General features: G+C 44.3%; 13 protein-coding genes and 1 pseudogene. 6 read left to right on the top strand and 8 right to left on the bottom strand.

Annotation, left to right across the window (positions count from 1 at the left end; translation table 11 throughout):
* Positions 1–785 (top strand): annotated as a pseudogene (locus MICAI_RS14245) (hypothetical protein); the annotation flags it as partial.
* Positions 786–861: 76 nt separating this feature from the next.
* Positions 862–1,254: a hypothetical protein gene (locus MICAI_RS14240; RefSeq protein WP_008203269.1), complete on the top strand. Its 393-nt coding sequence runs from the start codon at positions 862–864 to the stop codon at positions 1,252–1,254.
* A gap of 248 nt (positions 1,255–1,502) precedes the next feature.
* Here the strand turns inward: MICAI_RS14240 and MICAI_RS14235 are convergent, their stop codons facing one another.
* Complete coding sequence (locus MICAI_RS14235; protein WP_008203267.1) at positions 1,503–1,898, bottom strand: hypothetical protein; 396 nt, start codon at positions 1,896–1,898, stop codon at positions 1,503–1,505.
* 282 nt (positions 1,899–2,180) lie between these two features.
* On the bottom strand, positions 2,181–2,495 hold the full coding sequence (locus MICAI_RS14230) for a hypothetical protein (RefSeq protein ID WP_002735918.1): 315 nt from the start codon (positions 2,493–2,495) through the stop codon (positions 2,181–2,183).
* A gap of 290 nt (positions 2,496–2,785) precedes the next feature.
* Here MICAI_RS14230 and MICAI_RS14225 point away from each other — a divergent pair, with 290 nt between their 5' ends.
* From MICAI_RS14225 to MICAI_RS14215, 3 genes are all read left to right on the top strand, one after another.
* The gene (locus MICAI_RS14225; protein ID WP_008203264.1) at positions 2,786–3,289 is read left to right on the top strand and encodes a hypothetical protein; all 504 of its coding nucleotides are present in this window, start codon (positions 2,786–2,788) and stop codon (positions 3,287–3,289) included.
* A gap of 588 nt (positions 3,290–3,877) precedes the next feature.
* Positions 3,878–5,104, top strand: coding sequence for a hypothetical protein (locus MICAI_RS14220; RefSeq protein WP_008203262.1), 1,227 nt, complete (start codon positions 3,878–3,880; stop codon positions 5,102–5,104).
* A 48-nt stretch (positions 5,105–5,152) separates the two neighbouring features.
* Positions 5,153–5,752: a hypothetical protein gene (locus MICAI_RS14215; protein WP_008203260.1), complete on the top strand. Its 600-nt coding sequence runs from the start codon at positions 5,153–5,155 to the stop codon at positions 5,750–5,752.
* A 21-nt stretch (positions 5,753–5,773) separates the two neighbouring features.
* On the opposite strand, the gene MICAI_RS14210 is transcribed toward MICAI_RS14215, so the two are convergent.
* The 6 genes from MICAI_RS14210 to MICAI_RS14185 form a co-directional block, all read right to left on the bottom strand.
* Entirely contained in the window at positions 5,774–6,979 is a 1,206-nt protein-coding gene (locus tag MICAI_RS14210; RefSeq protein WP_008203257.1) for a tetratricopeptide repeat-containing S1 family peptidase, read from the bottom strand.
* Between the two features lie 29 nt (positions 6,980–7,008).
* Positions 7,009–7,938 carry a S1 family peptidase gene (locus MICAI_RS14205; protein WP_008203255.1) on the bottom strand — a complete coding sequence of 310 codons (930 nt, stop codon included), beginning with the start codon at positions 7,936–7,938 and terminating at the stop codon, positions 7,009–7,011.
* A 106-nt stretch (positions 7,939–8,044) separates the two neighbouring features.
* On the bottom strand, positions 8,045–8,668 hold the full coding sequence (locus MICAI_RS14200) for a COP23 domain-containing protein (RefSeq protein WP_008203252.1): 624 nt from the start codon (positions 8,666–8,668) through the stop codon (positions 8,045–8,047).
* A gap of 161 nt (positions 8,669–8,829) precedes the next feature.
* On the bottom strand, positions 8,830–9,918 hold the full coding sequence (locus tag MICAI_RS14195) for an isocitrate/isopropylmalate family dehydrogenase (RefSeq protein ID WP_008203250.1): 1,089 nt from the start codon (positions 9,916–9,918) through the stop codon (positions 8,830–8,832).
* A 199-nt stretch (positions 9,919–10,117) separates the two neighbouring features.
* Positions 10,118–10,354 carry a NifU family protein gene (locus MICAI_RS14190; RefSeq protein ID WP_002783516.1) on the bottom strand — a complete coding sequence of 79 codons (237 nt, stop codon included), beginning with the start codon at positions 10,352–10,354 and terminating at the stop codon, positions 10,118–10,120.
* A gap of 73 nt (positions 10,355–10,427) precedes the next feature.
* Positions 10,428–11,075, bottom strand: coding sequence for a DUF3386 domain-containing protein (locus MICAI_RS14185; protein ID WP_039900206.1), 648 nt, complete (start codon positions 11,073–11,075; stop codon positions 10,428–10,430).
* Positions 11,076–11,415: 340 nt separating this feature from the next.
* Between MICAI_RS14185 and MICAI_RS14180 the strand changes: the two genes are divergently transcribed.
* Positions 11,416–11,652, top strand: coding sequence for a type II toxin-antitoxin system HicB family antitoxin (locus MICAI_RS14180; RefSeq protein WP_008203246.1), 237 nt, complete (start codon positions 11,416–11,418; stop codon positions 11,650–11,652).
* Positions 11,653–11,746 lie beyond the last annotated feature (94 nt).

Below are 11,746 nucleotides of genomic sequence, written 5' to 3'. Positions count from 1 at the left end.
TGGCATCAAAACAAGTGACTTGGTTAGGTTGGGATGCTTCTGGATTAGCAACTATTGATTATTATATCGCCGATCCCTACGTTTTACCCCAGCAAGCGGAGGAATATTATCGAGAAAAAATCTATCGTTTACCAGAGACATATTTAGCAGTGGATGGTTTTGAAATCGGCACTCCCAATCTACGTCGAGAAGATTTAGAAATTCCCCCCGATGCTACCATCTATTTTTCCGTACAAAGTGGCATGAAACGCCATCCTGATACTATTAAACTTCAGATGAAAATTATCGCACAAGTCCCTAATAGTTATTTTCTGATTAAGGGAGTCGGTAAGACTGAAAAAATTCAAGAATTATTTACTGAAATAGCGATTCGGGAGGGAGTTAATCCCCAAAGATTGCGGTTTTTACCGAGAGATATAGATGAATATACCCATCGCGCTAATTTACAGATTGCCGATGTGGTATTAGATACCTATCCCTACAATGGCGCTACCACCACCTTAGAAGTTTTATGGCAAGGAATCCCTTTAGTTACATTGGTAGGAGAACAATTTTCCGCCCGCAATAGTTATACTTTTATGATTAATGCTGGGATTGAAGCCGGAATTGGCTGGAATGAGGCAGAATATATCGACTGGGGAGTAAAATTAGGACTCGATCGCTCCCTTCGTCAAGACATCAGCCATCAACTGTTAGGAAATCGTGACACAGCCCCCCTCTGGCAAGGGAAAAAATTCGCTGAAAATATGGAAAATGCCTATTTAAAAATCTGGGAGGGAAATTGATAATGAGAAAGTTATCCGCAATCAATAAAGTATCGAATCTGGGCAAGAAAAATTCAACTAAATAGGAGTTTAACTGATGACAGCCGCAACTGAAAAAGATTTAAAAAGACTAGAGGATTTAATCATCGGTATTGCCAACGGACAAAAGGCGATCGAAAACCGACTAACCACCATGGAAAACCGACTAACCACCCTGGAAAACGGACAGAAGAATTTAGAGTTAGGGCAGTCGGAAATTAAAGGCGATATCCGAACCCTAGACGCGAAGATAGAGGGTTTAAGCGATCGAGTTAAAGTTATAGAGAACGCGGCGGGAAAAACCACCGATCTCGCCGAAAAAGTCGGAGAATTGAAAAACTGGAAACAGATCGGAGTAGTGGTGATCACCGCTTCGCTCAGTTCGATCCTCAGTGGTGTTACGGGTGGGGTAATCGGTTGGCTAATCCGAGCGGCGAAAGTTAATCCCTAATGGTGTTGCTGAATCAAGAATATGAATGCTGATTTTGCACCCGTCCACCAGTCAACCTAGTCCTAGGTTTTAAAAATTGCCCAAGAAGACAGGTGATAATTATCGCCAAAATACTCTAGGCAGTAACCTAAATAACCAACCTCAAAAAAACTCTCTGCTACACTTGAGTCAGTAGATGCACCCTGATGAAAAAGGAGAGCTTTCTTTGACTCTCCTTTTTTTTTGTTGAGAAAGCAATCCGAGGGGATTTAGCCGCGGTTAGCAGGTAGTTTCGCCTTGCGTGCCATGTCTTTGAAACCATTCAAACTTGGACCAGGGCGACGGCGAGACATACTAGGAGTAATCAAGTATTTTGTCGCAAATTCCACTTCTTGCGGCTCTACTTTACCGTTAGTAGCGGCTACGGGTGCCGGTGCGCTCACAGGAGCGGCGGGAGTTTCTTTTACTTGCTTTTCTTTCTTAATAGAAGTTTTTTGGGTTTTTTTCTCGGCTACAGGGGCGGCAGCAGATTCCACAACAGGTGCGGGCGCTTCCACAATAGGTGCGGCTGCTGCCGTGGTTGCTGTTGCTTGTTGTTCACCATCGGTTTCTTTTAGTTCTAGGTAAAAGTCAGATTTTTTGCCACCAAAGAGATTTTTTAACATCGGGGATCACTCCGAGAGTTGGGAAAATGTAAAAGACTAGGTATTTAAAAATTTATCATTGACCGGGATCAGGCAGCAAACAAGATTATTCTCTTGACAATTTCTCGGCTTCATCTATTTTTCTTTGGATAATCCCTAACAGAAAAAGTTTTTAAAAACAAGTTAAATTTACAAAAATTAACAAAAATCAAGAACGAGAAACCCCGACGCAAACAAGGGCAAAAACTGCTAGAGACGTTGCTGACAACGTCTCTAGATTATTTATTGGAGATTTGGTCGGATTTAGCTGGCTGCGGGTACACGGCTGCCGCTAACTCCGGGGACAGGACCACGACGAATGTTGGTTTCCGCTTCGATGGGAACGAATTCAATATGATTGAGGAGGGTAGTAACGAAAGCAAAGAGTAAAAAAGGCAAAGAGAGGACGACGACTAACCCCACGGTAGCGAGGGCAAAAATTTGTCTAGTGCTACTCCAAAGAGCTAGAGTGGAAGCCAGAGTAAGAAAAATAACGATTAACCAAACGATTATTTGTCCGTAAATATCTCCGAAGGTGAGGGTGCAAACCATGCGATAGTTACGAAAATCCTTATCCATAACAGTAAACCCGTAGATAGTCAGTTATTGTTTCAGGGTAAGTCTAGAATCGTCACCTTGGTCAATATTTAAAGGTTTTTATAAACACTTGTTGATAAATCTTTACAATTCTGCGCCGAGCGGGTGGCCAAATCTAGAAGTAAGAGCGGTATTGTTTGGTTGCCCTTCCGGAAAACTAAGTTGCTCTCCTAAGAATTGATAAGAATTGCTAAGAATTAGCAAAAAACTGGCCAAAACTTTGGCGAACGCTCTTTACAATTAAGTTAGAAGGGCAAGGAGGAGCAAGCCTAATGAAAACTTTTGTTGAGCGTTATCGGTCTTGGTTTAATTGGACAACCCTAGCCATGGTTGTTCTCGGTTTCTGGTTAAGTGCCAGTTTCGTCATCGATTTAATCATTCTCCCCAGCTTATCCGTAGCTGGCATGATGACACAAAATGGCTTTGCCAGTGCCGGTTACTTGCTATTTGGCATTTTTAACCATCTGGAATTAGTTTGTGCGGCGATTGTGCTGTGTAGCTTTGTTGTCTTCCACCGCTATCATACCTTAATCCATCTCCCCGAACATCGATCGCTTCTATTTGCCGGTGTTCTCTTCGTAATCACCCTAATTTACACCTATTTTCTCACTCCCAATCTGAGTGCTATGGGTTTACTGGCTCCCGTTACCGCGTCGGGAATGTCGGGAGAAATGATGTCCTTGCAGATTGGTTACTGGTTTCTAGAAGTGGTTAAAGGTTTAATCGCTTTTACCCTGTTGCGCTGGTGTTGGCGAGATGCCTTTAAATTAGCTTAGTTGTTGATTACAAGCGGGGTTCAACCCGCTTTTTTTAGTTCTAGCAATATAATCCGCTTATTTGACTCGTGAACGGAGTGGCACCACAACTGGCGAAGCCAAGAATAGAGGTGGTAAATTTTTTACACTTCATTTAGGCAGACTAGGGACAAAAAGAATCAAGGAAATTTTTAAACCATACTTTCAGTGAGGACAAGGATTTTCTTCAGTAATGCCGATGGGGTAGGCGAATTGACAATTCCAGACACTGGCAAAGGAAAGATGGTTCTTCTCGTTTCTGTAGGGATAATTTTCTTTCCAGAAAGATAGTCTTCAAAGCCTTGCCTAGCAAGACTCCTACCAATGATAAGGGACCTGCGCTTTGATAATGTACCTTTTGGGCGAACGCAGTTCGCCCCTACATTGTGGACAAAATCCGTTACTGTAGGGGCGCAAAGCTTGCGCCCTCCGATCAATTGGGATATTATTCCCACTCAAGTCCCTAAGCAATGATTATCATACAGAGAACGCAACTTTGATAACTTGCTATCTAAGAATAAATCAGTTACAATTCTTGCAAATTAACTTCGTCTGTGAGGAAAGCTGGAAGTGTTGTTAAAAAAAGCCAAAAGAAACAGCCAGATGAGACACATATTTTCTGGAGGAATTTTCATTACCTCCTGTTTGGGTACAGCCATACTGTGCGATGGGGTGAAAGCCATTCCTTCCCCCTTAGACATTGACGCTGCTTCTATTCGGGTATCCCAAGAAAAAATTACCATTAATTCCCCCGTGGAATTAGAGAGGACGGACAGAATTCTGACCACCAATTCCTTCTCGACAACAGAGGGATTAGCCGACAGTAATCTGCCCTCATCCTTAGAAAATAAGCCAGAGAAATCTTCCCTCGATACTTTAGCAACAGAAAAGACCGGGACAATTTCAACCCTAGAAGAATGGAAGGCGAATCTAGGGACAACGCGAGCGAGTCAGCTTTTACCAGCAGGGGATAATAACTCTCCAGAAGTCGAAAAATGGCAAGCGCAAGCATCTACCCCCGTTGATACCAATGTTTCCCCCGAATTGCAGCGTTTACGTCAAGAGTTTCTGATTGAGGAACCGCAATTAAGGCAACAAACCCTTTCTGCGAAACTGGCGGAATTTGTGGTTACTCCTAGTGGCAGTATCTCTACTCCCAGCGCTTTTGGAGCGACTTTTGGGCAGATTTTCGGTGGTTTCGGTTTCCAGTCGAGAACCCGTTTTACCAATCAAGCAGATGGTGGGTTAGCCCTAGGGGGTGGTTTGGGAGACCCCCAGAAAATTGTCGGTTTAGATGTAACTCTGGCGATTTTGAGCCTTTTTGGTGATAATGCCGGACGGGGCAGTTTTAGCTTTAAAATTCACCGTTCTCTGCCAGAAAGTTTTGCTGTGGCCCTAGGATTTGAAAACGCTATTAACTGGGGTGGGACAGATGGCAGTAGCAGTATCTACGGGGTGGTGAGTAAATTTTTTCAGTTAACAGAAACAACGAAAGAACCCTTTAGCCAATTGACGCTCTCTTTGGGTGTTGGTGGTGGTCGTTTTCGCTCGGAAGGAGCCATCGAAGATGGGGTAAATTCCCTGGGTGTGTTTGCTAGTGCGGGTTTACGAATAGTTGAACCGGTCTCGGCCATTGTCGAATGGTCGGGTCAAGATTTAAATGCGGGTATTTCTCTGATTCCTTTCCCGAAAATCCCCTTGACGGTTAACCTTGCGGGTGCTGATTTAACGGGGAATGCCGGGGACGGCGCTCGCTTCGTCATGAGTATCGGCTACAATTACTTTTTCCCCCGTTAGTCGGTTTTTATATTGTGTAACTTAGTTTTTTGAATGAGGATTAAGACCATGTTGATGAAATGGTTGACTAATTGGCAAGTTTCCCTAGTGGCGGCGGTTTTGCTGACCAATTCCCTAGTCTCTCCCGTTATGGCGCAAACCGGCAACCAATCCGATATCACCGGACCAATTCTTTCCACCAGTGATTTTGCCGGTCAAACTATCCCCATCACCACCACGGTGACGGGATTGGGATTTCAGGGGGGAGAACCGGCTCAAATCTCTGTTAATCAGACGGCCGCTTCTTTGAATATTCAGTTAGCTGATAATAATTTAACCTCCCCCACAGGTATCCCGATTCCCCCAGCCATTCAGCAATTGCTACTGAGCATCTTAACCGGGGATGCACAGGCGGGTAATAATATCAATGCTGTCATTGCTGCTCTTAGCACTGTACCAGGCGCACCGCTAGATCTTATTCAAGACTTATTGAACCGATTAGAAGGATTAACCTCAGATAATACGGTTAATCCAGTTAAATTGCTGGCGGCGGTGCAGGCCTATAATGCGATGATTTCAGCCAGTAACGAAGCATTTCTCAGCAATATCCCCGCAGACATACGAGCCGTTGGAGTATCCTTAGCTGCATTGGTGGAAGCCACTCGCTAACCCGCATTTTCCCTGCTCACTTCACCATAGTCTTCTCGGATTAGAGGGCTGTGGTGAAGGCTCCACCGTGGGCGCGGTGGTTGGCTGTGAGGGAGTTAGAGAAGGGGTATTTCTTCCCTCTAAAGATTGTTGGACATTGTCTCGCAGTTTTTTGGCAGTATTGGAGTTAGGATTAATTTTGAGAGCTTGTTCGTAGGCGGCCAGCGCCTCTTGGGAGCGTTTCCAGTAGGTCAAGACCAGACCTTTACCGTACCAAGCTTGATAGAGTTGAGCATCGAGTTGCAAGGCTTTTTCATAGGCGGCATAGGCGAGGGCTAATTGTCCTAACCGCCACATTTTATTGCCTTGATTAAGCCAGTTTAGGGGATTAGTATCGTTATTATTGGGAACTTCAAAAGCCTTGTATAATTCATCACCAATTTCTCGCAAAGATAAGGCATTGGGAGGCGAACTTTCGACATTTATCTGCCCTTGAATGCCAGACTGGGGTGCTAATTTCAAAAAAGTAGTGATGGGAATAGCGAGACTAAAGCCAATTGGCACGGGAACCTTTTCGATTTTTTCGGCTTCATTTTGTCCGTGAACCGCGATGACTCGTCCATTGAGATCCAACAATGGACCGCCACTCATGCCCCCATAGGTGACACTGGTATAAACTATCTCATACCCCAACTCCGGAGGAAATATTTTCAGCAAGGGCGTAATGGCGTTGGGTAGCACTTTCCCCAGATTGAACAATCGTTTCCGCTTGCCGATAAATTTCGGGTCGGGCCATCCAGAAGCAAAAATAAATTGTTCGTCAGCTACTTGATAGTTAGCCAAGGTCGCTAACTGATAATTTTGGTCGCTCTGAAACTGCACGAGAGCTAGATCTACTCCGGGTAATTTTTTGATGCTATTGTAATCGAGCGGATATTTCTTACCATCCCAGGTAATAATTTTTAGTTGATCGTAATAGAACTTGCAGGCATCTCTAGCATCTTTACAGATTACATGACTAGCAGTAAGAACAGTATAAACCCTTCCTTCTTTGGCAATAATTGATCCAGAGCCATTAGAAGTAATTTTCCCATTCGCCCCCTCTTCTTCTGAGGGGATTAAAACGGTAATCTTTTCAGCAGTTTTTTCTATCTGCTCAGTTGTTGATGCCTTAGCAATCTGAGGAGAAACCACAAACACCGCTATACTAACTAGGGCGGCGGAAATTTTCAAGAAATTGTTGCTCATTCTGGTTTAAAAATACAGTTGAGTGGAATTTACCAGAGTGGTGTGGGAGCGGGATTCTTTTCTCTTGGGGTTGACGAGGATGGAGAAGGAAAATCTTCCGAGAAAGTGGGTTCTCTATGGGTGGGAAGCGATGGGGGTGACACTGCGGGCCGTTGCCGACTGGAAGCAGATGGAGAAGATGACCCCGATTGTAAAAAAGTCCCGATAGGAATCGCCCAACTTAATCGACTCATTTGTTCCCACAGTGCTGGTGAAGTCACTGTTCCATCAGCAAAAACGTAGGATTTACCCCAGAGAGGATAAGCATGAATCCCGTTAATACCAATAACTTTACCTTGCCGATTCAGCAGCGGTCCGCCACTCATACCATTTTTAATCTTATTGGTGTAGCCGATTTGGTAGCCTCTCGAAAAGGATTTATCACTCAAAAGCGACACTTTACCCACGGTGAAGGTAAATCCTTGTTCAGTCGGGCGATCGCCATCGTAGGGAAAGCCGGCGGCGAAAACTTCATCTCCGATAGCGAGATCATCGACATTAGCCAAATCAGCAATAGAATAAACTTGGCTACTGCGAAAAGAAACTAAGCCTAAATCATAATCATTCAAGCGAACTGTTCTGACCAACTCACCCCGATGTATCTTGCCGTCAGGGGTTTGTATTTGCCAACCCCGATAGCGATACCGCCCTAAAACATGGTCATTCGTGAGGACTTTGTAGGAAGAACCCTGCTTTTCAACTAAAATGCCCGAACCCCAGCCTTGCCCTGATAACACCTTAACAGTAATTGCTCTGGCTAACTGACGCAGCTGTTGTTCTGAAAGTTGCTGAGAGCTATAGGCATTGGCCTGGTTAGGTTCCAGAGCAGGAGCATAGCTTTGGACAGCAAGCAAAGGTGTGGACAGTCCCAATAATAAACTGCCCGCACCAGCCAAAATTCTTTTTATAGGCCGACTCACTTGATCACTATGCTCCTATCTATAGAACTATAAAAGTTTACCAAACAGCGGGCGTTGGGTTTCCTTGCGTCAACCCAACCTACCTTATCTATAGAACTATAAAAGTTTACCAAACAGAACCGCCCGATGGTTTTTGGGGGGGTTGTTCGGGAGAAGTCTCCGGCAGTGGAGAGGGGGACGAACCAGTAGCCAGATTTGTTTCCACGGGAGCATTTTCTAGGAATTTATTGAAATAGACAATGACAGAATCCGATGAGCTTTCAAACAAAGGCTCGACGGCGCCTGTCTCCCGGAGGTCGAATAGCTGTTGGATTTTCTCGGTTGCGTCTTCCCCTCTCTTGAGGGTAAATAATAGGTTACTGCTATTTGCCCGTTCTCGTCCATGACTAGGGGAATAGATGACCGGCAGACCATTGAGATAGCCAGTGGTAATAATATCAATTCCTCTAGGTCGAGCGTCAAGGGTATTGAATCGTTTAGTTACTTCTAGACACCGTTGCTGGGGAGTGTAACCGGAACCGCTAGAATAACGAGAAACCCAACGAATCACAGGTTTGCGTTCATTAGAGCCGACTTTGACATAGGTTGTGGGAACTCCCACATGGGGGCCTGTCACTGGTAAAAGACACTCGAATCTGGTTTGAGCTTGGCTCGGTGATTGTAAGGTCAAGGCAGGTCCTACACCAATCAGAGCAATAGTCAGAGTTTTTGTCAAAGTTTGTAGTTTCATTGTCCTTATTCTAATCCTGCAAAGGGACTCTACTATACACTTCAAAGGTAGCTGTTATTTCTCCGCAAAACAAACAAAAGCAAGGCCTTTGCAACAATTCTTATTTTTTGGGATTACCCTTTCTTCAAACTCCTGTTAAGAGAGCAATCAGATGAGTTCGTTTACCCCAAAGCAGACCAAACTTCTAACTTACTGACCACGCGACGAATCACCTCATCGGTAAACTCACTCATGGTCATTTGGCCCCCTAAATCGGGGGTTTTTTTGCCCTCGTGAATAGTTTCAAAGACACTTTCATAAATTGCCCGAGAAGCTTTGCGCGCCTCGCTAGTTTCGATATAACCTAACAAAGCTGCCGAGGCTAAAATCATCGCCATGGGATTAGCGATATTTTTGCCCTCTAAAGCGGGGGCAGTGCCGTGGGGAGCTTCTGCCATAATAGTTTTAACCGCTAATGTCTCCTCATCAAATCCCAAAACTAAACTTTCGGCCCCGGCAATACTGCCATAGAGTTGCAAGACAAAATCGGATAATAAATCGCCATCGCGATTAAGTGCCGGAATCACCAAAGCTTCGCCGTCGGTTTGTAAAAGTAGGGCAAAAGTTGCATCAATTAACAGGGGTTGATAACGCACTTCTGGATGTCTTTGGGCCGCCGCGTCTAATTCCTCTTTAAACATCCCTTCGTAGGTGGCACTAACGGTGAATTTTGGGCCGCCAAATACCCGCGCCCCGGTTTTTTTGGCGTGTTGAAAGGTAAACTCGGCCACAGCGCGACTGGTAGCCCTAGAAATGCGCGAGGTGCGATAGGCAATTTCATCGCCGGTGGCAGTGGTTTCTCGCCATTCTTTGGCCCCATAGGCATCATCAACGGCCATGCGGACAATGGCAATGGGAGAATAAACGCCCCCAATCGGACGAATACCGGGGATACGGCGACCGATGCGGAGAATTACCTGAGAATTCATTGCTTCTCTTAAAATAGCGTTAGGACTGCCCACATCTCCTTTAATTTCTGGGGTAATGGTGGCAGCTTTGAGAGCTAATCCGGTTTTTAGAGTCGCTTCAGCGGCCTCGTGAACCACTTGATTGTTACTCTGGCGACGTTGGGCTAAACTAAGATCAAAATCGGCAAAGTTAAGCGGTTGACGAATTATCGAGGGTTGCAATACTCTCAGGGCTTCTAGTAATAGTTCTTCTCCAGTTTGGTCGCCGTGCATGACCACAATGGTGGGGATATTTTCCGTCATAATTTTTGAGTTTTAATAAAAATTTTCGAGTATATGTTAATGTTTAATTGGCTGGTTAATTGGCTAAAAAAGATACTTTTTACCTTAATTAATTCTGTAATTTTATCGATCTTGCAGAAAAAAATATATAATTAATATTATGCCCGATCGCTAATTTAATTAGCAATCGGGCGGTGGTGAGAATTAATTAACCCAAGATTTAGAAAGCTTGTTCAACTTCGGCAATTTCTGGAATCATTTCCCGGAGACGACGTTCGATGCCCATTTTTAGGGTCATGGTGGAACTGGGACAGGAACCGCAAGCGCCTTGAAGACGCACTTTGACGACTGGCCCGTCGATTTCGACTAATTCCACGTTACCACCATCGGACATCAGGTAGGGGCGCATTTCATCTAAGACTTTTTCGACGTTATCGGGAGTCAGTGTTAAAGACATAATCAGCTTCTGGTCAGAGATTTATTAGAGTGTAGTTACTTCAATCCTAACGCTTTTTGGGCGGGGATAACCCTTAAGATTCTAAAAGCTGTAGATTGATAAAAGTAAATTCTGTGGTGGATTTTTCGCCACCGACATCGATTGCGTTAATCACTTGACAGGAGGGTAAATAATAATTACCGATTTTTTCGTAGGTTTCCTTAAAGTCACGTTTTCCCTTTAATTCATCGGTTTTAGCATTGCGGAAAATGGCATTATAGCGAATAGAAATATAACCTTCTCCCGTATCGAGACTTTCCTCGGTATTAATAGTAAAAGCCATCGGTCCCATGACTCGACTGACTTGACAGATTTCCTGGCCGCGGACTTTATAATTAGACCCCATCGCATCGCCGGTGACAAGAATTTCTACCGCACCGGTGGGATCATCTTGCCCAAAATTAAACTGGTTTTTGCCGTGGGAAGCCTCAAAATTGCCTCTTTTACGGTGAGTAACGATGTCGCGCATTTGATTATAGATACTTTCTTGCACTTTCTCGTCATCAATGCCCGTTACTTCCACACTATAATCGGCATTAACTTGAATTTTGCCCGTATGGACTTCCTCCCCTTGGGTGAGGATAATATCAGCAGTGTAACCGGGGAATCCTTCATCCCAAGTGTAACGGTTTTCGTAGGCGGAGCGGAAAATATCTCGGGCGTTCGTCGTGGCTACAGTCATAATCGCTTTACTTGTGTTGATAACTCCATTTATATCATTGTCGCTGATTTTTTCGGCTCTGGCCGAGATTTCTAGAAAACTAGATGAATTTGACAACTTAGGAAAAAGTCGGCTCTCCCAGCTTTGGTGGGTAAAATGTATTCTAAGATACATTTCTCAAGAGCGAGGGGGTGGAACGAACCACAAAGACACAAAGGACACAAAGATCGATCGATCCTATGTCAATTAAACTTATCACACAGAACCTAGAAGAGCCAAAAGTCAGTTAGAATGGGTCAATGACCAGTCCCTTGCTCGATTGCCATAAATCTAAATAAGCAAAAAATAAACATGAGCAATTATGACAAAATTAAGTCCAAAAGTTACCGCAATTATTCGTTCTGGTGAACAACAAGGATATGTAGGTGAATGCGTGGAAATTTCGATTGTCACCCAGGGAAATACCTTAGATGAGGTGGTTAATAATCTCCAAGAAGCTATTTTATTGCATTTAGAGGGAGAAGACCCCAGGAAGTTCGGCCTAGTTGCCAAACCTTCTCTACAGATTATATTTGAGTTACAGCCAGAATATGCCTAAGCTGAAACAACTATCCGGCAAAGACATTATGCTGTTCTTAATTTAAATTGCTTGTTGAGACGAGGCAAGAGGCAACCCCCCTCCGACATTGGGG

This window comes from Microcystis sp. T1-4, from assembly GCF_000297435.1.
GTDB lineage: Bacteria > Cyanobacteriota > Cyanobacteriia > Cyanobacteriales > Microcystaceae > Microcystis.
Note: the sequence above shows the minus strand (reverse complement) of the source record. Positions and strands in the feature narration are given on the sequence as shown.